The sequence below is a fragment of the Mycolicibacter senuensis genome (assembly GCF_003284925.1).
Classification (GTDB): Bacteria; Actinomycetota; Actinomycetes; order Mycobacteriales; family Mycobacteriaceae; genus Mycobacterium; species Mycobacterium algericum_A.
Map to the genome: position 1 here is coordinate 43,317 of NZ_QMEX01000006.1, position 18,476 is coordinate 61,792.

General features: G+C 66.6%; 21 protein-coding genes and 1 pseudogene. 15 read left to right on the top strand and 7 right to left on the bottom strand.

Features of this window, described 5'->3' with window-relative positions:
- Nucleotides 1–76 precede the first annotated feature (76 nt).
- On the bottom strand, nt 77–1,021 hold the full coding sequence (locus tag DQP56_RS03960) for an SDR family oxidoreductase (protein WP_112683680.1): 945 nt from the start codon (nt 1,019–1,021) through the stop codon (nt 77–79).
- Nucleotides 1,022–1,074: 53 nt separating this feature from the next.
- On the bottom strand, nt 1,075–1,704 hold the full coding sequence (locus tag DQP56_RS03965; protein WP_112683681.1) for an NADPH-dependent F420 reductase: 630 nt from the start codon (nt 1,702–1,704) through the stop codon (nt 1,075–1,077).
- Between the two features lie 96 nt (nt 1,705–1,800).
- Here DQP56_RS03965 and DQP56_RS03970 point away from each other — a divergent pair, with 96 nt between their 5' ends.
- Both DQP56_RS03970 and DQP56_RS03975 read left to right on the top strand, forming a co-directional pair.
- On the top strand, nt 1,801–2,283 hold the full coding sequence (locus tag DQP56_RS03970) for a MarR family winged helix-turn-helix transcriptional regulator (RefSeq protein ID WP_112683682.1): 483 nt from the start codon (nt 1,801–1,803) through the stop codon (nt 2,281–2,283).
- Between the two features lie 9 nt (nt 2,284–2,292).
- Nucleotides 2,293–2,574, top strand: a pseudogene (locus tag DQP56_RS03975) (HNH endonuclease signature motif containing protein); the annotation flags it as partial.
- Nucleotides 2,575–2,633: 59 nt separating this feature from the next.
- Here DQP56_RS03975 and DQP56_RS03980 read toward each other — a convergent pair.
- Nucleotides 2,634–3,062 (bottom strand): cellulose-binding domain-containing protein, encoded by a 429-nt coding sequence (locus tag DQP56_RS03980; protein WP_112683683.1) that lies wholly within the window; start codon nt 3,060–3,062, stop codon nt 2,634–2,636.
- 159 nt (nt 3,063–3,221) lie between these two features.
- Here DQP56_RS03980 and DQP56_RS03985 point away from each other — a divergent pair, with 159 nt between their 5' ends.
- The 5 genes from DQP56_RS03985 (at nt 3,222) to DQP56_RS04005 (ending at nt 7,750) form a co-directional block, all read left to right on the top strand.
- Nucleotides 3,222–3,944 carry a FadR/GntR family transcriptional regulator gene (locus DQP56_RS03985; RefSeq protein WP_112683684.1) on the top strand — a complete coding sequence of 241 codons (723 nt, stop codon included), beginning with the start codon at nt 3,222–3,224 and terminating at the stop codon, nt 3,942–3,944.
- Nucleotides 3,941–4,597 carry a sterol desaturase family protein gene (locus DQP56_RS03990; RefSeq protein WP_112683685.1) on the top strand — a complete coding sequence of 219 codons (657 nt, stop codon included), beginning with the start codon at nt 3,941–3,943 and terminating at the stop codon, nt 4,595–4,597. The genes DQP56_RS03985 and DQP56_RS03990 overlap by 4 nt, the downstream gene beginning before the upstream one ends.
- Nucleotides 4,598–4,696: 99 nt before the next feature.
- Nucleotides 4,697–5,497 (top strand): alpha/beta fold hydrolase, encoded by an 801-nt coding sequence (locus DQP56_RS03995; protein ID WP_112683686.1) that lies wholly within the window; start codon nt 4,697–4,699, stop codon nt 5,495–5,497.
- Nucleotides 5,498–5,675: 178 nt separating this feature from the next.
- On the top strand, nt 5,676–6,479 hold the full coding sequence (locus DQP56_RS04000; RefSeq protein WP_286167703.1) for a DUF6498-containing protein: 804 nt from the start codon (nt 5,676–5,678) through the stop codon (nt 6,477–6,479).
- On the top strand, nt 6,479–7,750 hold the full coding sequence (locus DQP56_RS04005) for an APC family permease (protein WP_234825499.1): 1,272 nt from the start codon (nt 6,479–6,481) through the stop codon (nt 7,748–7,750). Before DQP56_RS04000 ends, DQP56_RS04005 begins: the two co-directional genes overlap by 1 nt.
- 9 nt (nt 7,751–7,759) lie before the next feature.
- Here the strand turns inward: DQP56_RS04005 and DQP56_RS04010 are convergent, their stop codons facing one another.
- Together DQP56_RS04010 and DQP56_RS04015 are read right to left on the bottom strand one after the other, a co-directional pair.
- Nucleotides 7,760–8,773 (bottom strand): TIGR03617 family F420-dependent LLM class oxidoreductase, encoded by a 1,014-nt coding sequence (locus tag DQP56_RS04010; RefSeq protein ID WP_112683689.1) that lies wholly within the window; start codon nt 8,771–8,773, stop codon nt 7,760–7,762.
- Between the two features lie 53 nt (nt 8,774–8,826).
- Nucleotides 8,827–9,270, bottom strand: coding sequence for a DoxX family protein (locus DQP56_RS04015; protein WP_165824894.1), 444 nt, complete (start codon nt 9,268–9,270; stop codon nt 8,827–8,829).
- 93 nt (nt 9,271–9,363) lie between these two features.
- Between DQP56_RS04015 and DQP56_RS04020 the strand changes: the two genes are divergently transcribed.
- The 6 genes from DQP56_RS04020 to DQP56_RS04045 all read left to right on the top strand — a co-directional run bounded on the left by DQP56_RS04020 (nt 9,364) and on the right by DQP56_RS04045 (nt 15,206).
- Nucleotides 9,364–9,927 (top strand): TetR/AcrR family transcriptional regulator, encoded by a 564-nt coding sequence (locus DQP56_RS04020; RefSeq protein ID WP_112683724.1) that lies wholly within the window; start codon nt 9,364–9,366, stop codon nt 9,925–9,927.
- A 425-nt stretch (nt 9,928–10,352) separates the two neighbouring features.
- Nucleotides 10,353–11,243, top strand: coding sequence for a cyclopropane mycolic acid synthase family methyltransferase (locus tag DQP56_RS04025; protein ID WP_112683691.1), 891 nt, complete (start codon nt 10,353–10,355; stop codon nt 11,241–11,243).
- Between the two features lie 20 nt (nt 11,244–11,263).
- Nucleotides 11,264–12,124, top strand: a complete 861-nt coding sequence (locus DQP56_RS04030) for a cyclopropane mycolic acid synthase family methyltransferase (RefSeq protein WP_112683725.1) — start codon at nt 11,264–11,266, stop codon at nt 12,122–12,124.
- Between the two features lie 28 nt (nt 12,125–12,152).
- Entirely contained in the window at nt 12,153–13,406 is a 1,254-nt protein-coding gene (gene kasB, locus DQP56_RS04035) for a 3-oxoacyl-ACP synthase KasB (RefSeq protein ID WP_112683692.1), read from the top strand.
- Between the two features lie 20 nt (nt 13,407–13,426).
- Nucleotides 13,427–14,290 carry a cyclopropane mycolic acid synthase family methyltransferase gene (locus DQP56_RS04040; protein ID WP_112683693.1) on the top strand — a complete coding sequence of 288 codons (864 nt, stop codon included), beginning with the start codon at nt 13,427–13,429 and terminating at the stop codon, nt 14,288–14,290.
- A 7-nt stretch (nt 14,291–14,297) separates the two neighbouring features.
- Nucleotides 14,298–15,206: a cyclopropane mycolic acid synthase family methyltransferase gene (locus tag DQP56_RS04045; RefSeq protein ID WP_112683694.1), complete on the top strand. Its 909-nt coding sequence runs from the start codon at nt 14,298–14,300 to the stop codon at nt 15,204–15,206.
- Nucleotides 15,207–15,239: 33 nt separating this feature from the next.
- On the opposite strand, the gene tpx is transcribed toward DQP56_RS04045, so the two are convergent.
- Complete coding sequence (gene tpx, locus DQP56_RS04050) at nt 15,240–15,734, bottom strand: thiol peroxidase (RefSeq protein ID WP_112683695.1); 495 nt, start codon at nt 15,732–15,734, stop codon at nt 15,240–15,242.
- 148 nt (nt 15,735–15,882) lie between these two features.
- Between tpx and DQP56_RS04055 the strand changes: the two genes are divergently transcribed.
- Together DQP56_RS04055 and DQP56_RS04060 are read left to right on the top strand one after the other, a co-directional pair.
- On the top strand, nt 15,883–16,896 hold the full coding sequence (locus DQP56_RS04055) for an NADP-dependent oxidoreductase (RefSeq protein WP_112683696.1): 1,014 nt from the start codon (nt 15,883–15,885) through the stop codon (nt 16,894–16,896).
- 134 nt (nt 16,897–17,030) lie between these two features.
- A complete protein-coding gene (locus DQP56_RS04060; protein WP_112683697.1) occupies nt 17,031–17,588 on the top strand; it encodes an FKBP-type peptidyl-prolyl cis-trans isomerase in 558 nt (185 codons plus the stop codon).
- 39 nt (nt 17,589–17,627) lie between these two features.
- Here the strand turns inward: DQP56_RS04060 and DQP56_RS04065 are convergent, their stop codons facing one another.
- Nucleotides 17,628–18,467, bottom strand: coding sequence for a lytic transglycosylase domain-containing protein (locus tag DQP56_RS04065; protein WP_112683726.1), 840 nt, complete (start codon nt 18,465–18,467; stop codon nt 17,628–17,630).
- Nucleotides 18,468–18,476: the final 9 nt, after the last annotated feature.

Consider the following 18,476-nt stretch of genomic DNA (forward strand, 5'->3'; position numbering starts at 1 on the left):
AGTACTCCAAGGTTTCGCGATGTGGGGCGAACGCGGTCATGAATCCTCCTGGGAATAGGTGTGATCGGCCGCGCGGCTATGCCGTCAGCCGGCCGGGGAAGTAGTTCCCGTTGTCCAGATCGGCGAGCAGCCTGCGTTGAGTGGGTTCCCAGCCGAGGGTTCGGCGCGTAATGAGGTTGGAGGCCGGAAGGTCCAGTGTGACCAGATTCGTGAACGTGCCGAAGTATCCCGGCAGCATCAGTTCATCCACCGGAACGCTCACGACGGGCAGGCCCAGCCGGCCGCCAATGGCCTCGGCAATCTCCCGGAACGGGATACCCGCGTCTTCCACCGCGTGCCAGTAGCTGCCGGCCGGGCCCTTTTCCAGCGCCAAGCGGAACAGGCTGGCGACGTCGCAGATATGCACGGCCCCCCAGAGGTTCTCGCCGTCGCCGGGGTAGCCGACGATGCCCTTCTCTTTCGCGAGCGCGATCACCCCCGGCAGGAAGCCGGAGCGATCTGTCGTGCTGTGCGCGATGGTGGGCAATCGCACGATCGAAGACCTCACTCCCCGATCGGCGAGGCCGATTACGGCAAGTTCCACAGCGTTGCGGAAACGCAGGGTGCCGCGGTATTCGTCCCCACCGGGTAAGGCCGGGTCCGCCTCGGTGGCCGGACGCCCCAGGTGCCCGGGCGAAGCCATGCTGCCCGCCGCGACCAGTGGCTTCCCGGTTCCCGCAAGTGCCTCGCCGTAGGCGAGGATGACCGGTACCTCCGCGGCGGTCACGGCGTCGATCCCGCCGAACGGCAGCAGGTCTTGGCGGTGCGCGACGTGGATCACCCCGTCGGAGCTCGCGGCCGCCTCCTTGAGCCCGTCGAGATCTTCAAGGCTGCCGCGGCGGACCTTCGCGCCGAGCGCGGTCAGGGCCGCGGCTGCCGTGTCCGACCGGGCCAGGCCGGTGACCTCGTGCCCGGCGGCGACGAGTTCGGGGATGATGTACGAACCGGAGTGGCCGGTCCCGCCGGCGACGAAAATACGCATGTGACTGTCCTTTTCAATGGAGGTGCAAGGGGTGGTTGTGCTCGGGCGGTCGCTCAGCTGAGAACGTTGGCGCCGACGAAGAAGTCGGTGTGCTTGATGGAGTGGTTGAGAAGGCTTAGCTCCAGCAGGCCGACATTCTCAAGTGCCCGCGCCATCGACAGCGGCCCGGCGTCCAGCGGACGCAGTCCCAGGCTCTCGATGAAGTCCGACACGCGCGCCTTGGCCGACGCGTCGTCGCCGGCAATGAACACGTCAGCCCGGCGACCGTGAGCTGGGCTGTCCGCCACAACGTTGGCGAACAAAGTGTTGAACGCCTTGACGACATCCGCGCCGGCGGGGGCGGCCTCGGCGATCTCCTGCGCGCCGGAACTGCCTTCGGGGGTGACAAAGCCCGTCAGATCGGGGGTGACGGGGTTGGTGATGTCGACGACGACCTTGCCGCGCAAAGCATCCCCGTACTCGCTGACCACCGCTGCTGCGCTGGCGTACGGCACGGCCAGGATGACGATATCGCCGGCCGGGGCGGTCGCAGCCGTCCCGACGGTGGCGCCGAGCGCGGCGGCCAATTCCTTGGTTTTGACCGGGTCGCGGCCGATGATCTCGACTTCGTTGCCGCCGGCGAGCGCCCGGCCGGCCAGCGCGCCGGCCATGTTCCCCAGGCCGATGATGCTGATGCTGTTCATGAGATATCCCGTCTTGGCCGACGAATCAAAAGGTTGATTCATCAACTTTAGACGCACTTTGGATGATTCGTCAACCAACTGGGGTAGCATCTGTGGATGGAACCGAACTGGCTGAAACCTCGTGAAAGCCGCGCCTGGCGAGCGTTCATAGACGCCAACCAACAGATCGAAGCCCACTTGAGCCGGCGCTTGCTGGAGGCCGGCCTGTCCGGGGCCGACTACTCGGTCCTGGCGGCGCTCTCTGCTGTCGACGAAGATCGCATGTCCGCCCGCCAGTTGAGCCAGACGCTGGGCTGGGAGAAGAGCCGTCTCTCCCATCAGGTACGGCGCATGCAGAAAGACGGGCTGGTCGGCCGCGAGCCCAACCCCGACGACGCCCGCAGCACCATGGTCTGTCTGCTGCCGGCCGGCCGCGCCGCGATCGAGAAGGCCGCACCCGGACACGTGCACGACGTCCGCCGGAACTTCATCGACCTGTTCACCCCGGCTGAGCTCGACACGCTCGCCGCCCTCAACGAACGAATCCTGCACCACCTGGCCACACACCGCGACTCCCCCATCGCCGCGAAGCCTTCATAAGTCCTGCCGATGGCGGCCCTGCATCTGGGCCCCGCGCTGTCAGCCTCCGAGCGGCAGTACCTGACGTGCGACGCCACCTGTGAGGTCTGGTTCGAACGCGAGGGTGAGGTCATCGGTTGCGGTCGCTCGACCCGCACCGTCGGCCGACGGCTCCGCCGCGCCCTGGAGCACCGTCACCGCACGTGCGCTGTTCCTGGTTGTGGCGCCGGCCGCGGTCTGCACGCCCATCACATCCGGCACTGGGAGGACGGTGGCGCGACCGAACTGAGCAACCTGGTGCCGCAGGCGCCACCGACGGTCAACTGAAGTCCGGCTACCGACGGGACCTGATCCGGCCGTCACCCGCGACATCAACTGCACAGATATTGTCTGTTGAGCACACAGTTCACCGGTGGCGAGTACGTCCCGGACAGCACACCCCGGAAACCACCGGTGGCCGAACCACCCGGCGCGATGATGCGATTCCAATTGGCGGGGCCGACAACATAGTGCGTACCCGAGCGTGCAAAGGTGCTGCTCCAGCTGTGCGAGATGGACTGTCCCACCGGCAGGTCGAATTCAAGCCGCCAATCGGCGAGCGGCGCGGCGCTCCTGTTCGTGATGACGAAGCGGGCAATGAAACCGGTCTGCCACGTCGAGGTCACCGACAGCGTCGCGCTGGCGGCGGCCGCATGCGCCACAGCGGTGGCGGCCAGTCCCAGGATGACAACCAGCAATACCGACGCGCCGACGTGAAGCGCAGTACGTAAGCGCTTCGTGCGCCTGTCCAGCCGGCCCATAGCAGCAGACCGTAGATCCGCACAGCCGATCTCGGCCGTCGCGGCACGGCGAAGCTGCCGGACGTTATCTGAACCGACATCGTCACGAAATCTTCGCCCCATAGCCGGCAACTGGTCTGACCACTTGACCTCTGGCCAACAATCGGGCAAGTTGGCGGTATGGCTCTGCGGCAGGTGACTCGACGCTCGGTACCCGAACACGTCTTCGAGCAGATCATGTCCGAGGTGCTCAGCGGCGAAATGGCGCCCGGCGAGGTGCTGCCCAACGAGCGCCGGCTCGCCGAAGTGCTCGGCGTGTCCCGGCCGGCCGTTCGGGAGGCACTCACTCGGCTCAACGCTGCCGGCCTGATCGAGGTCCGGCACGGCGACGCCACCACCGTGCGGGACTATCGCCATCACGCGGGCCTGGACCTGCTGCCCCGCCTGCTGCTCCGCGGTGAGGAACTGGACCTGGAGGTCGTGCGCAGCATCTTGGAGGCCCGGCTGCACAACGGGCCCAAAGTCGCCGAGTTGGCGGCCCAACGCAGCGGCCCGCAGGCCGCCGCGGTGCTCGACGGCGCCGTGGACGCCCTTGCCGCCGAGGCCGACCCGGTGCAGCGCCAGCGTGCCGCACTGACGTTCTGGGACCACGTCGTCGACGCCGCCGACTCCATCGTCTTCCGGCTGATGTTCAACACGCTGCGTGTCACCTACGAGCCGGCCCTGGAAGCCCTGGCGACCGTGATGGCCGTCGAGGTCAGCCATCCCGAGCCGTACCAACAGGTGGCGCAGGCTATCGCCGCCGGCGACCCGGCGGGCGCCCGGCGCGCCGCGATCGAACTACTGGAACCGGCCACCGGCGCCCTGCTCACCGCCCTGTCCGGCTTGGACGAACAGCGATGACCACCCGTGCGCGAAGCGGCCTCACGCTGTCCGAGGCGGGCCGGGAGTTCTGGCGCCACCCCTCCCCCTGGTGCCTTGCGCTGACGTTCATCGCGGCGCTGACCGCCCGGATCGCCGTCGGCGACTGGCAAGTCAGCGATGCTGTGCTGCCGGCGCTCATGATCGTCGCTTTTCCGGTGTTCGAGTGGGTCATCCATGTCGGCATCCTGCATTGGCGGCCCCGCTCCGCCGGCCGCTTCACTCTGGATCCGTTGCTGGCGCGCAAACACCGTGAGCATCACCGTGACCCGCGGCAGATCGAGCTGATCTTCATACCCCACCAGACTCTGCTCTGGTTGATCCCCACGGCCGTCGCGGTGCCGTTGCTCGTCTCCAGCCGGCTCGGCCTGGGACTGACATCGGTGGTCGTGTTGACCGGCCTCGGATTGGTCTACGAGTGGACCCATTACCTCATCCACACCGACTACAAGCCGAAAACCCGTGCCTACCGGTTGATCTGGCGCAATCACCGACAGCACCACTTCAAGAATGAGAACTACTGGTTCACGATCACCACCACCGGCACCGCCGATCGGCTGCTCGGCACCAACCCGGATCAGTCGACGGTACCGACATCTCCGACCGCCAGGAATCTGCACGGCGCGACCCGCTGACGCCGCGACTCACACCGCCCAACCCGCGAACCCGGGCACCGCGGGAACGCTACGGTTGCCTCACATCGACATCGCCGCCGGCCGCGAAGGAGCACCGCCATGCTGAAGTACGAGATCCACGGCACCGGTGCGCCGCTGGTGCTCGTCCACGGGATCACCCACCGCAGGCAGGCGTGGTATCCGGTGCTCGAGCACCTCACCGACCACCGCACCGTGGTGCTATTCGACCTGCCCGGGCACGGCGAGTCCCACGACCTGGTGGTCCGCGACGGTGACGTGCAAGGAACCCTGCGTACCGAGCTGGTCGCGATGCTGGACCAGTTGGGTCTGGAGCGCCCGCACATCGCCGGAAATTCGCTCGGCGGCCGGATCGCGCTGGAGGCCGCCGCAGATGATCTGGTAGCCAGCGCGACCGTGCTGTCCCCCGCCGCGTACTGGCACAACGCCCTCGATTTCGCCTACATCCGGTTCGTCTTCTGGTGTCTGACCACTAGCGCCCGCGCACTGGCGCCCGTGATCCCCACGCTCGCGCGGTCGGCGCGGGCCAGGCGGATGATGGGCGCGGTGGTGTCGGCCCACCCCGACCGGATCCCGGCCGACGAGTTCGTGGCCGACCTCCACGGCATGCGGCGGGCCGTTCCCGCGATGAAGAAGATCTTCCCGGCCGCCGAAGTGTTCGACCGAGAGATCCCGGCCGACATCCCGGTGACCGTCGCCTGGGCCGCGCGTGACCGGATCCTGCTGCCCTATCAGGCGCGGATCGCCGAGCGACGACTCCCCCAAGCACGCCACATCCGGCTGTCGGGGTGCGGCCATGTGCCGATGGCCGACGATCCCGAACTCGTCGCACGCGTACTGCTCGAGGGCAGCGCCCCCGACCGGCGGGCCGAGGCCTCATAACAAGTCCGGTGAATCTCGGCCTCGTTTGGCGGCTTCACGGCGCGCCGCGAGTGCTTGAATGAGCCGTGGCCAACCGCATTGAGGCGCTGCTCGGGGTCGACTACCCCACGGCCTCGATCTGCTCGCGGGCCCGCATCTCGGTGGCCAGGCCGGCCGAGGCACGACCTCGGGTTAGGCCGTGACCTCACCGGGTTCGCGGCGCGGCTCCGCAACCTCATCGGCTCAGTTGTTGGCTGCGCTCGGAGTGATCGCCGTGCCGGCTTTCGGCTGGTTCGGTCAGCATTGGTCCGGCGCAACGACTCTGGTGGTGTACTGGTTCGAGAACGTCGCGATGTGCCTGTTGATGATGGTCCGCATCGCCGTGCACCAACGTCTCTCACCCAAATCCGGTCATTTCCGCTATCACGGCCCGGGAACCGGCGGCCCGGCGACTTCTTCCTTCTTGTGGGGCTTCACTTCGGTCAGTCTGGCCTTCTGTATTGCCCACGGGGTCTTCCTCGGAACCATTCTCGCGCTGCTGACTTACAACCGGGCGCCGCAGCTTCAGCTGATCGACCTCGACTGGCGCAGCGTCGGATGGGGATGTCTGTCCGTATTGCTGTTTCTGGCGGTGGGGTTCCTGCTGGATCTGGTCGATCTGCGCCGCTGGTCCTTCCGCGACCTCGAACGCGCCGCCGATGTCGGTCTGGGCCGAGTGATGGTCGTGCATCTGACGTTGCTGCTCGGCTTCGCCGGGATCGCCGCCACGGACGCTCCGGGCACGCTGTTCGGGATTTTCGTCGTCCTCAAGACCCTGGCCGCGCTCAGCGCCGTCATTCCCCAATGGGAGCCCGACCGCCCGCCACGCTGGCTGAGCAACCTGATGAACCGAATGCCCAATGTGCACCCGGGAGAACGCTTCGAGGACTTCTGGGCCCACGATCAAGACCGCGAGCGGGAGCGGCAGCGACGCAACGAGCAGCCCTGGCGGGCGAGGCGATGATGGGCGAAAACCAGGCTTTGGCGCGCCGCCTCGGCACCGGCGACGCCGTCGTGATCGGCCTGGGTTCCATGATCGGCGCCGGAATCTTCGTCGTGCTGGGCCCGGCGGCGCGGGTGGCTGGGACCGGGCTGTTGATCGGGCTGGCGGTGGCCGCGTTGGTTGCCTACTGCAACGCCACGTCGTCGGCGCGGTTGGCGGCCCGCTACCCGACCTCTGGCGGCGCCTACCTCTACGGGCGCAAGCGGCTCGGTGATTTCTGGGGCTACCTGGCCGGGTGGGCGTTCGTGGCGGGCAAGACGGCCTCATGTGCGGCGATGGCGCTGACCGTCGGCGTCTATCTGTGGCCGGCGCACAGCCATGCGGTCGCAGTGGCGGCGGTGCTCGCCTTGACGGCGCTGAGTTACACCGGGGTGCAGCGATCAGCCCGACTTACCCGTGTGATTGTCGCCGTCGTGGTGGTGGTGCTGGCCGCGGTGGTCGTCACATCGTTGCGCGCCGAGCCTGCGGCGGTGCCCCGCATCGATCTGACGGACGTCACGGTGGATGGGGTGCTGCAGTCGGCGGGACTGCTGTTCTTCGCGTTCGCCGGGTATGCGCGCATCGCCACGCTCGGAGAGGAAGTCCGTGCGCCCGCTCGGGTCATCCCCCGCGCGATCCCCCTCGCGTTGGGCATCGCGTTGGCGGTCTACGCCGTCGTGGCGGTGGCCGTGCTAGCGGTCTTGGGTGCGCCGCGGCTGGCGAATGCGGTGTCACCGCTGTCGGAGGCGGTGCAAGCCGCGGGGGCGAATTGGCTGGTGCCCGTCGTGCAGGCAGCTGCGGCGGTGGCGGCGCTGGGTTCGCTGTTGGGGTTGTTGTTGGGGGTGTCCCGCACCACGTTGGCCATGGCGCGGGATCGCCATCTGCCGCACGTACTGGCCGCGGTGCACCCGAGGTTTCAGGTGCCGCACCGGGCCGAACTGCTGATGGGTGTGGTGGTGGCGGCGTTGGCAGCCACCGCGGATCTGCGAAATACCATCGGCTTCTCGTCGTTCGGGGTGTTGATCTACTACGCGGTCGCGAACGCATCGGCGTTGACGCTGCGCCGCGACGAAGGGCGCCCGGCTCCGCTGCTACCGATTCTCGGGGTCCTGGGGTGCGGGACACTGGCGTTCGCCCTGCCGTCGGCATCGGTGGTGTCCGGCGCCGCAGTGATCGGCGGCGGCGCAGCGGTATACGGACTGCGCCGAGCTCGAAGCGCCTGGCGTCGGCGGCGCGCCACGCCCACCCGGTGACGCCCGGGGCTACCCGGAGATCCGGCGCGCGATCTGGCCGTACCGCTCAAAGCGTTCGGGATCGCCGAGAGCGTTGTACAAGACCAGCCGAGTCGCCACTGCGCCATACTTGTCGATCAGCTTGTCAGCCAATTCATCCCAGGTCGACTCGGTTGCAAAGGTGGCCAAGTGCTCGTCGGTGATCTGTGCCGCCATGCCCGCGAAGTCGCCCGCCTTCTGCTTTTCGCGGAGTCGGGCGGTGGTGCCTTCGAAGCCGGCCTCATCCCAGATGAACGCGTAGTTCGGGGTGCTGCCGTAGAAGCTCATGCTGGCGCGCACCAACTCTCGTTCCCGGTGCCGCTCTTCGTCGCTGTCGCCGACGATCGTCATCGCGGGCACGATGATGGCGACCTCCGACGGTGAGCGTCCCGCCCTGCGGGCGCCTTCTGCCACCTTGGGCACCACGTGACGTGCGAGGTAGCCGGGTTCTCCGAGCGGATGGACGTGCACACCGTCGGCCACTTCGCCTGCCATGCGCAGCATCCACGGATTCACCGCTGCGATATCGACTTTGGGATCGGGCGCCTCGATGGGGCCGGGACTCCACTGCGGAGTGATGAAATCGAGCTCGTAGAACTGTCCGTGATGGTCCAACCTTCCCGTCCGGAACGCGGCGAAACACGCCTTCACGGCGAGCACGTAGTCACGCAGCCGAGGGCCGGGACGATCGAACGCTGCGCCGTAGCGCCGCACGACATGGGTACGAACCTGGGTGCCCAGACCGAGTCGAAACCTCCCGGCGGTCGCCTCCTGCAACTCCCAGGCCGTTGCCGCGGTGACGAACGGGCTGCGCGGAAAGGCAACCGCGACCCCGGTCGAAAGCTCCAGTCCGGGAGCGGACTGAGATGCCATGGCGGCGTTCAGATATGCGGTACGACCGGCTTCGGTGAACAGCAGCCCCGAGAAGCCTGCGGCCTGGGTGCGCCGGGCCAATGCACCGACCTCTCCCAAGGGCTGCGGAACGGTCATGACGTCAGTCTGCACGGTGCGATCTTACGTGCCGGTGCGCTGTCGGGAGGTGGTCTGAGCGTGAGCGTCTAACCTGCGACAGCAACCACCACGGCCGCGGCCAGGAACACGATCTCCTCGCCGGTGCGCACCGACAGTCGCGTCGTCATCGACTTGGGCGGAGCCGGCATCCGCGCTGCGTAGATGTTGGCCGGGAACATCGCCAGCATCAGCAGCACGAGACCGGCTGCCGCCGCGCCCCGGGTGACGGGGATCAGCAGGCCGACCGCCCCGGCGAGTTCCAGCACACCGGTCACGCTCACCAGCAGGCCCGGAGCGGGCAGCGCCGGCGGAACGATCGCGATCAGGTCGCGTCGCAGCGGCGGTGCGAAATGCGCCACCCCGGTGACCACGAACATCGCGGCCAGGCCGACGGCGATCGCCCGGATCCAGCCGTCGACGTAGTCGATACCGCACCATCCGGCGATCCGGGCGACCACGCTGCCGACCAGCAGTGCGATCAATGGCGCCACGACCATCCCCCGATCTAGACGTTGCCAAGTTACCGGGGCCGACTTTACGGGTCATATCTAGCCATTGTCAAGACTCCGGGTATGCTGGTCGTCATGGCTCGCTCGACGTATCACCACGGCGATCTACGCGCGGCGATCCTGGCCGAGGCCGCCCGCATGGTGGCCGAACAGGGCGCGGACCGGGTGTCGCTGCGGGAGCTGGCGCGGGCCGCCGGGGTGTCACATGCGGCCCCGGCGCATCACTTCACCGATCGGCGGGGGTTGTTCACCGCGTTGGCCGCGGAAGGCTTTCGGCTGCTGGCCGACGCACTCACCGCGGCTCGGCCACGGTTCATCGACGCCGCCCTGGCCTACGTGCGGTTCGCCCTCGCCCATCCGGGTCACTACCAGGTGATGTTCGACAAGTCGCTGCTGGACAGCGCGGATCCCGGCCTGAGTGCGGCCGAAGCGGCGGCCGCCGCCGAGTTGTCTCGCGGCGTGGCCGGTCTGGCCGACGCGCACGCCCGTGACGACCCGACCGGCGCCGAGCTGGCGGCCTGGTCGCTGGTGCACGGCTTCGCCACGTTGTGGCTCAACGACGCCGTCGACGCGGCGGTGAAGGCCACCGACCCCATGCGCACCGTCGAACGCATCGCCCGCATGCTGTTCGACGACTAGTTTCATCGGCGGAGGTCCCTGGCCGCGGGAGCTCCGAACCTGGTGCGCTGGTTGGCCGGGTGCCGACCGCCGACCGGCATCACCATGACCGGCGGCGGCCCCGGGTGCAGACGCTTCGGGCGTTTCGGGCCCAGGTCTGACATCACCGGCCCCCGCCCCGAGCCGTTGTCGCGCAACCACTGGTCAAGCGCGTTTCACCCTGGTGCCACGGCTGCTGTTTACCGCCGGGAAAAGATCCCCGAATCGGCGTTTGGGGCGCCGTTCCCCGGGGAAATCTGCGCGGCAGCGCGCCTCGGTTCTCAACAGGCAATCCGCCGAGCTGAGACCGCTGACCGTTGTGCAGCGGGGAACAGGTGGGCTCAGCGTTGCGCCCACCGTTCGGTGTCTGGCGGGGCTGCGGCGGCCCACCTGGCGGGAGAGACCTCATGACCGACACCGAACTCAAGCCGGACGTGGCGCACGTCCAATCGCATTACGACCGGTCCAACGAGTTCTTTCGGCTGTGGCTGGATCCCACCATGACCTACAGCTGCGCGTATTTCGAGCGCGAGGACATGACCCTCGAAGAGGCGCAAATGGCGAAGGTGGACCTGGCGCTGGGAAAGCTGGGGCTGCGGCCCGGGATGACGCTGCTCGACATCGGCTCGGGGTGGGGGTCGACGATGCGGCGCGCCATCGAGAAGTACGACGTCAACGTGATCGGGCTGACGTTGAGCGATAACCAGGTGGCGCACTGCGAACGCAAGTTCGCCGAGATGCACAGCCCACGATCCAAGGAGGTGCGGTTACAAGGCTGGGAGCACTTCGACGAACCGGTGGATCGCATCGTGTCGCTGGGCGCCTTCGAGCATTTCGCCGACGGTGTGGGCACCTACGAGCGCTACGACGACTTCTTCAAGATGTGCTATCAGGTACTCCCCGATGACGGGGTGATGCTGCTGCATTCGATCGTGGTGCCTTCCGAAGCGGAAGCCGAGCAGATGGGGCTCAAGCGCACGATGTCGCTGATGCGCTTCATCAGCTTCATCCGCAAGGAGATCTATCCGGGCGGCCGGCTGCCGATGATCTCCGTGGTCGACGAACACGCCACCCGGTGCGGCTTCGAGATCACCCGTCACCACATGATCGGAACGAATTACGTTCGCACGCTGGACACCTGGGCCAAGGCCTTGGAAGCGCACCGGGATGAAGCGATTGAGCTCAAAGGTGAGCAGATGTACGACACCTTCCTGAAATACCTGACCGGCTGTCGGGAGCTTTTCCGCGACGGCTACACCGACGTCTGCCAATTCACGATGGAGAAGCCGACCAGGTAAGGACACCGGAGGTGACGACGATGACCGATTTGAAGCCGTTCTACGAAGAATCCCAGGCGGCTTACGACATCTCGGATGAGTTCTTCGCGCTGTTCTTGGACCCGAGCATGGCCTATACCTGTGCGTACTTCGAGCGCGACGACATGAGCCTGGAAGAAGCCCAGAACGCCAAATACGATCTGGCATTGCGCAAATTGAACCTGGAACCCGGCATGACTGTGCTCGATATCGGGTGCGGCTGGGGTGCCGGGCTGGTTCGCGCCGTGACCATGTTCGACGTCAACGTCATAGGCATCACGCTCAGCCGCAACCACTGCGCCTACAGTGCCGCTAGTTTGGCGAGGTTGCCGACCGACCGTCATGTCGAGGCCCGCCTACAAGGCTGGGAGGAGTTCGACGAACACGTCGACCGTATCGTCACCGTGGAGGCGTTCGACGCGTTCAAGAAGTCCCGCTACGCCGCATTCTTCGAGCGCGCCCACGATTTGTTGCCCGACGACGGCCGGCTGTTGCTGCACAGCATCTTCACCCGCCCGCAGACCTATTGGCGCGAGCACGGTATCCGAATCACGATGAACGATCTGCGGTTCGTCCGGTTCCTGGGAAAGGAGATCTTCCCAGGCGGCCAGATGGCGGGCCTCGACGACATCTATGACTACTCGAAGGCCGCGGGTTTCCGCCTCGAGCACACCGAGTTCCTGCCCGAACACTACGTGCGGACCCTGGAGATCTGGGCGGCCAACCTGTCGGCCAACCGCGAACGCGCGATCACGCTGCAGTCCGAAGAGGTTTACCAGCGCTACATGCGTTACCTCACCGGCTGTGCGGATCTGTTCCGCCGCGGTATCAGCAACGTCGGCCAGTTCACCCTCAGCAAGTGATCCGCCGTCAGGAAACCGGATAACGACCATGGCCAGGTTCTCGACGGGCAACGGATTTCCCGATGTGGTTGTCACCGGCGTCGCCATGACGACGGCACTCGCCGCCACCGTGGACGACACCTGGAAGAAATTGCTGGACGGACAAAGCGGCATCCGCCACCTCGACGATCCGTTCGTCGAGCAGTACAACCTGCCGGTGCGCATCGGCGGACACCTACTCGAAGACTTCGACCACGAACTGACCCGCAAGGAACTGCACCGGTTGTCGTATCTGCAGAAGATGTCCACCGTGTTGGGCCGACGGGTCTGGGTCAACGCCGGATCCCCCGAGGTCGACACCCGCCGGCTGATGGTGTCGATCGGCACCGGCCTGGGCTCCCCGGAAGAACTGGTCTGGGGCTATCAAGGCATGGTCGAGCGCGGCATGAAAGGCGTGTCGCCGTTGGGAGTTCAGAAGTACATGCCCAACGCGGCGGCCGCCGCGGTCGGGCTGGAACGCGGCGCCAAGGCCGGGGTGCTGACACCGGTCTCAGCATGCGCCTCCGGAGCCGAGGCCATCGCCCAAGCCTGGCGTGACATCGTCTACGACGAAGCCGACATCGCCATCTGCGGCGGGGTGGAGACCAAGATCGAGGCGGTACCGATCGCCGGCTTCGCCGCCATGCGCATCGTGTTGTCGACGACCAACGACGACCCGGCCGGCGCCTGCCGCCCTTTCGACCGGGACCGCAACGGCTTCGTGTTCGGCGAGGGCGCCGCGATGATGGTCATCGAAACCGAAGAGCACGCCAAAGCGCGCGGCGCCACCATCCTGGCCCGGCTGATGGGCGCGGCGATCACCTCCGACGGCTACCACATCGTGGCGCCCGACCCCACCGGCGAACGGGCCGGCTACGCCATGACCCGGGCGATCGAACTCGCCGGGCTGGCACCGGCTGACATCGACCACATCAACGCCCACGCGACCGGTACCCGCATCGGTGATCTAGCCGAGGCCCAGGCCATCCACACTGCGATGGGCAGCCACCAGCCAGCCGTCTATGCACCGAAATCCGCGCTGGGCCATTCAGTAGGCGCGGTCGGAGCCGTCGAGGCGATCCTGACCGTGCTGGCGCTACGCGACGGGGTTATCCCGCCCACGCTGAACTTGAACCACCTCGACCCGGAGATCGTATTGGACGTAGTGGCCGGCCAGCCACGGTCGGGCGACTACCGCTATGCGATCAGCAATTCGTTCGGGTTTGGCGGACACAACGTGGCCCTGGCCTTCGGCACCTACTAGTACTAGAAAGCAGTTGCGTTATGCCCAAGGATCTCGAACCGCATTTCGACGACGTGCAAGCCCACTACGACCTGTCCGATGAGTTCTTCCGGCTGTTTCTCGATCCCAGCCAGACCTACAGCTGCGCCTACTTCGAACGCGACGACATGACCCTGGAACAGGCCCAGCTCGCCAAGATCGATCTGTCACTGGGCAAGCTCGGATTGCAGCCGGGAATGCTGCTGCTCGACATCGGCTGCGGTTGGGGCGCGACCATGCGTCGCGCCATCGAGAAGTACGACGTCAACGTCGTCGGCCTGACCCTGAGCAAGAACCAGGCCGTGCACGCCCAGGCCTCACTCGACGCGATGGACACCTCCCGCAGCCGCCAGGTGCTGCTGGAGGGCTGGGAATGCTTCGACGACCCGGTCGACCGGATCGTCTCCATCGGCGCGTTCGAGCACTTCGGCCATGACCGCTACGACGACTTTTTCGCCATGGCCTATCACGTGCTGCCCCCGTCCGGGGTGATGCTGCTACACACCATCTCCGGCTTGACGATTCCGCAGATGAGGGAGCTCGGTCTGCCGTTGACGTTCGCGATGGCCCGCTTCATCAAGTTCATCGTCACCGAGATCTTCCCGGGCGGGCGGTTGCCCACCGTCGAGATGGTGCAAGACCACTCCGCAGGCGCGGGATTCAGGCTGACGCGCCGCCAGTCCCTGCAACCGCACTACGTCCGAACACTCGACTGCTGGGCGACCGCGCTGGAAGCCCACCGCGAAGAAGCCATCGCAATCCAGTCCCCGGAGGTCTACGACCGCTACATGCACTATCTGACCGGCTGCGCCAAAGGGTTCCGCGAGGGGTACATCGACGTCAACCAGTTCACTCTGCAGAAATAGGACCGATATGACCGACGCATCCACCAGCGCCGAGCAAATGCATCCGCATTTCGAGGACGTCCAGGCCCACTACGACCTATCCGACGACTTCTTCGGCCTGTTCCAGGACCCCACCCGTACCTACAGTTGCGCCTACTTCCAAGACCCGGATTCCACGTTGGAGGAGGCACAGCTGGCCAAGATCGATCTCAATCTCGACAAATTGGACCTGCTGCCCGGTATGACGCTGCTCGACATCGGCTGCGGGTGGGGCGCCACCATGAAACGCGCCCTGGAGAAATACGACGTCAACGTCGTCGGTCTGACGCTATCGAGGAACCAGCACGCCTACGCGCAGCAGTTGATCGACACCGCCGACTCCGGTCGCGACCGCCAGGTTCTGCTGCACGGCTGGGAGGAATTCAGCGCGCCGGTCGACCGCATCGTCTCTATCGAGGCATTCGAGCACTTCGGGCATGATCGCTACAACGAGTTCTTCGCGCGGTGTTACGACATCCTGCCCGACGACGGCCGAATGGTGATCCAGAGCAGCGTCAGTTTCCACCCCTACGACCTCAACGCCCGCGGCAAGAAGCTCACCTTCGAAACCGCGCGCTTCATCAAGTTCATGGTCACCGAGATCTTCCCCGGCGGTCGGCTGCCCACCACCGAGATGATGATTCAGCACGGCGAGAAGGCCGGCTTCGTGGTCCCGGAAGCCCTCTCCCTGCGACCGCACTACATCAAGACTTTGCAGATCTGGGGTGACGCGCTGGAAGCCCGCAAGAACGAGGCCGTCGCGATCCAATCCGAGCAGGTCTACCAGCGCTACGTGAAGTACCTGCGAGGGTGCCAGCACTACTTCACCGACGAGATGCTCGATGTCAGCCTGGTCAGCTACCACAAGCCCGGGGCCGAACCGACCACGACACGGTGAGTCCGGGTCCCCGGGCCAGCGGAGGTGGGCCGATCAGCCCAGTGCTGCGATGGCCGCGTCGTAGTCGGGCTCGTTGGCGATCTCGGTTACCAGCTCGGTGTAGACAACCTTGCCGTCGGCGTCGATGACTACCACGGCACGCGCCAGCAGCCCGGCCATCGGACCGTCGGCGATGGTCACCCCGTAATCACCGCCGAAGTTCGACCGGAAGGCCGAGGCCGTCGTCACGTTCTCGATGCCCTCCGCACCGCAGAAGCGCTGCTGCGCGAACGGCAGATCGTTGGACACGCACACCACGGTCAGACCGCTGGCGGCGGCGCGTTCGTTGAACGTTCGCACGCTCGTCGCACACACCGGGGTGTCGATGGACGGGAAGATGTTCAGCAATACCGGCTTGCCGCCGAACTGAGCACTCTCGACCACACCGAGGTCCGTTCCGGTCAGTGAGAATGCGGGCGCCGCATCCCCCACCGCGGGTAGTTCGCCGACCGTCGTCACTGGATTTCCACGCAAAGTTATCTGTGCCACGCATGTAGTGTGCCAGTTGCGGCCCTCGCTGCGGAAGGCAGCGCCGATCAGCCCTCGGATTGCCGATTTGGAGGCTTCCCAAACCCGTTGTCCGCCAGTTGTTTTAGTAGCCATTGCCAGTGCCGATCTCATCCGGTACCGTGCGCTCATGGCCGATCGAAACCGTCGCTTTCTGCTCCGCGAGCGCCCCACCGGCCGCATCGGTCCGGACACCTTCGAGTTCAGCGAACAGGCGGTGCCGGCGATTGGCGACGGCGAGGCATTGGTGCGCGTCGAGTGGATCTCGCTGGACCCCACCAACCGCATGTGGATCAACGACACGCCGTCGTACCTGCCGCCGGTCGGGATCGGCGAGGTCATGCGCGCGGCCGGACTCGGTGAAGTCGTCGCGTCGAACAATCCGAATTATCCGGTCGGCCAGATCGTGCAGGGTCTGACCGGCTGGCAGGACTATGTGGTCGTCTCGGACGCCATGCCGTTGTTCCCCGTCGACGTCGCCGACGGTGTCTCACCGAGCGCCTACCTGGGTGCACTCGGGATGACCGGACTCACCGCGTGGGTCGGAATGCGCGACATCGGCAAACCCAAACCCGGCGAGACCGTCGTCGTCTCGGCCGCGGCAGGCGCGGTCGGTTCGGTCGCCGGTCAGCTGGCCAAGGCCGACGGCGCGCGTGTCGTCGGGATCGCCGGCGGCCCACAGAAGTGCGCGCTGCTGACCGATCAGCTCGGTTTCGATGCGGCCGTGGACTACCGCGCGGATGACTGGGCCGCCCGGCTTGCCGCCGCGACCCCCGACGGTATCGACGTCGACTTCGAGAACGTCGGCGGCGACATCATGGATGCGATCTTTGCGCGCGTCAACATCGGCGCCCGGATCGCGCTCTGCGGGCTGATCTCCGGTTACAACGCGACCGACCCGCCGCCCGGGCCGCGCGCGTTCGGGAACCTGCTCATCCAGCGGGCAACGCTGCAGGGCTTCATCGTGCTCGACCACTTCCTGCGCGCACCGGAGGCCAACAGCGAGATCGCCGAGCTGATCTCCGCCGGAAAGCTCACGCCGCTCGAGACCGTCGTCGAGGGCTTCGAGCAGCTCCCGACGGCCATCAACATGCTGTTCGACGGCAAGAACGTCGGCAAACTCGTGGTGAAGACCGCCGGCTAGATCCGGTTACACCGGGCCGCGAACGAACTTTCGGTAGCTGACTGCCGGTGTGCGGCGCAGCCGGCTGTAGCGTTGCGCAGGTGAATTCTTTTCGTGCGCCCTATTTCGTCGCTGCCGGTGTCGTCTGCTTGGGGATGACGCTGACCGGGTGCGGCGGCTCCGACAGCAATACCTCCTCCGAACGCACCTCGACGGTCACGGATCTGTTCGTGCCGCCGGCCAACCAGACGCCGTCGGAATGCCCGTCGTCGGCGCCGGCCGACGGCGGCGTCGCCGATTGGACGCTGCCCGGCGCGACCGGCAGTGTCGCGGTGACCGGTTCCACCGACACCGCCGCTCCGCGGGTCGCCGTGGAGGCGCCGTTCAAGGTGACCCAGACGCAGGTGCAGACGCTCACCGCCGGCGACGGACCGGTTGTGGCGGACACCGCGACTGTCTCGGTCTGTTACATGGGCGTCAACGGACGTGATGGTTCGGTCTTCGACAGCAGCTACGAGCGGGGCGAGCCGGTGGAATTCGGTCTCGACCGGGTGGTGCCGGGCTTCCAGAAGGCCATCGCCGGCCAGCAGGTCGGGTCGACGGTGGCGGTCGCGATGGTTCCCGCCGACGGCTACCCCGAGGGCCAGCCGGCCGCGGGCATTCTGCCGGGCGACACGCTGGTCTTCGCGATCAAGATCCTCAAGGCGCGCTGAGCCGCGGCCGAATGGAATCGGCCCAGCAGGGCTGAGGCGTTACTGCGGGTGCGCGGCCAGGTACTCGCCGACCGGAATCCGCGTCGTCGAGACGTACCCGATCGGCAGCAGCAGATCCCCGGCTGTGGTGCGGTAGTAAGTGTCCCAGCGGTAGTAGCTCGCGAACCCGGCCGGATCGCCGCCGATGACCGCGGCATAGTCGTTGACCGCGCGCACGTAGTGGTCGGAATGGTTGTAGCCCCAGATCGCCTTGTCCCGATTGGTGGCAAACCCATTGGCGGCCAACAGCCGTCCGGCCGCCATGATGGCATCGCGTGGCGAGTTGATGTCGCCGCCGTTGCCGTAGGCGGCGAACGTCGAGGGCAGGAATTGCATCGGGCCCTGTGCGGCGTCATCGCTGATGCCGTTGATACGGCCGAATCCGGTCTCGACGAAGTTGATCGCCGCCAGGTAGTTCCACGGCACACCGGAGGCGGCCTCGGCGGCACGGTAGGCGGCCATCAGCTCGTTAGCCGGCACCGGTGGCACCACCCGCCACGGCGGCATGGTGGATTTGGGCTCGGTGAGCGCCATGAGCTGCCGGCGGGCGTCGATGTTGCGGTCGTAGACTTCCAGCAGTGCGGCTGGGATCTGCGGGCGTGCGACCGCGTCCCACTCGGGATGCGCACCGAGCGTGCGATAGGCGACCTGCTGGCGACGGGCCGCGGCCGCGAGTACCTGCTCGGGCGCGGACGGGTTCCGCAGCGCCCGATCGGCGGCGACCAGGTCGGCGGCCACCGCAGCGGGATCCGGTCCCGGCGCCGCACCGGCGGGTACTGTCCCCGGCACCGTAAAAACGAGGGCGAACGCGGCGAGAGCGCGCAGCAACCGAACAAGCATACCGATCAT

Coding starts and splice junctions, on each gene's coding strand:
- DQP56_RS04055 (WP_112683696.1), top strand. CDS start 15,883: ATGGCCGATCGAAACCGTCGCTTTCTGCTCCGCGAGCGCCCCACCGGC.
- DQP56_RS03995 (WP_112683686.1), top strand. CDS start 4,697: ATGCTGAAGTACGAGATCCACGGCACCGGTGCGCCGCTGGTGCTCGTC.
- DQP56_RS04045 (WP_112683694.1), top strand. CDS start 14,298: ATGACCGACGCATCCACCAGCGCCGAGCAAATGCATCCGCATTTCGAG.
- DQP56_RS03980 (WP_112683683.1), bottom strand. CDS start 3,062: ATGGGCCGGCTGGACAGGCGCACGAAGCGCTTACGTACTGCGCTTCAC.
- DQP56_RS04060 (WP_112683697.1), top strand. CDS start 17,031: ATGACGCTGACCGGGTGCGGCGGCTCCGACAGCAATACCTCCTCCGAA.
- DQP56_RS03985 (WP_112683684.1), top strand. CDS start 3,222: ATGGCTCTGCGGCAGGTGACTCGACGCTCGGTACCCGAACACGTCTTC.
- DQP56_RS03960 (WP_112683680.1), bottom strand. CDS start 1,021: ATGCGTATTTTCGTCGCCGGCGGGACCGGCCACTCCGGTTCGTACATC.
- DQP56_RS04065 (WP_112683726.1), bottom strand. CDS start 18,467: ATGCTTGTTCGGTTGCTGCGCGCTCTCGCCGCGTTCGCCCTCGTTTTT.
- kasB (WP_112683692.1), top strand. CDS start 12,153: ATGGCCAGGTTCTCGACGGGCAACGGATTTCCCGATGTGGTTGTCACC.
- DQP56_RS04005 (WP_234825499.1), top strand. CDS start 6,479: ATGGGCGAAAACCAGGCTTTGGCGCGCCGCCTCGGCACCGGCGACGCC.
- DQP56_RS04040 (WP_112683693.1), top strand. CDS start 13,427: ATGCCCAAGGATCTCGAACCGCATTTCGACGACGTGCAAGCCCACTAC.
- DQP56_RS03965 (WP_112683681.1), bottom strand. CDS start 1,704: ATGAACAGCATCAGCATCATCGGCCTGGGGAACATGGCCGGCGCGCTG.
- DQP56_RS04020 (WP_112683724.1), top strand. CDS start 9,364: ATGGCTCGCTCGACGTATCACCACGGCGATCTACGCGCGGCGATCCTG.
- DQP56_RS04025 (WP_112683691.1), top strand. CDS start 10,353: ATGACCGACACCGAACTCAAGCCGGACGTGGCGCACGTCCAATCGCAT.
- DQP56_RS04030 (WP_112683725.1), top strand. CDS start 11,264: ATGACCGATTTGAAGCCGTTCTACGAAGAATCCCAGGCGGCTTACGAC.
- DQP56_RS03970 (WP_112683682.1), top strand. CDS start 1,801: ATGGAACCGAACTGGCTGAAACCTCGTGAAAGCCGCGCCTGGCGAGCG.
- DQP56_RS03990 (WP_112683685.1), top strand. CDS start 3,941: ATGACCACCCGTGCGCGAAGCGGCCTCACGCTGTCCGAGGCGGGCCGG.